This window comes from Corynebacterium sp. UMB0012, assembly GCF_030216265.1.
GTDB lineage: Bacteria > Actinomycetota > Actinomycetes > Mycobacteriales > Mycobacteriaceae > Corynebacterium.
This window is the reverse complement of the sequence record NZ_JASOKQ010000082.1, coordinates 1-325: the sequence shown is the minus strand read 5'-3', so window position 1 is coordinate 325 and position 325 is coordinate 1. Positions and strand designations below refer to the sequence as shown.

Genomic DNA, 325 nt, shown 5'->3' with positions numbered 1-325 from the left:
CTTCCAATCGCATGCATTCCTTAGCCTACTGCGTCCCTCCATTGCTCAAACAAAAACAACTGGTACAGGAATATCAACCTGTTGTCCATCGCCTACGCCTATCGGCCTCGGCTTAGGTCCCGACTAACCCTGGGCGGACGAGCCTTCCCCAGGAAACCTTAGTCATACGGTGGACAGGATTCTCACCTGTCTTTCGCTACTCATACCGGCATTCTCACTTCTAAGCGCTCCACATGTCCTTGCGATCATGCTTCGACGCCCTTAGAACGCTCTCCTACCATTGTCCAAAGGACAATCCACAGCTTCGGTAATATGTTTAGCCCCG

At 52.0% G+C, this 325-nt stretch carries 1 rRNA gene; it reads right to left on the bottom strand.

Annotation, left to right across the window (positions count from 1 at the left end):
* Positions 1 to 325: ribosomal RNA gene (locus QP324_RS11945) — 23S ribosomal RNA — on the bottom strand; the annotation flags it as partial.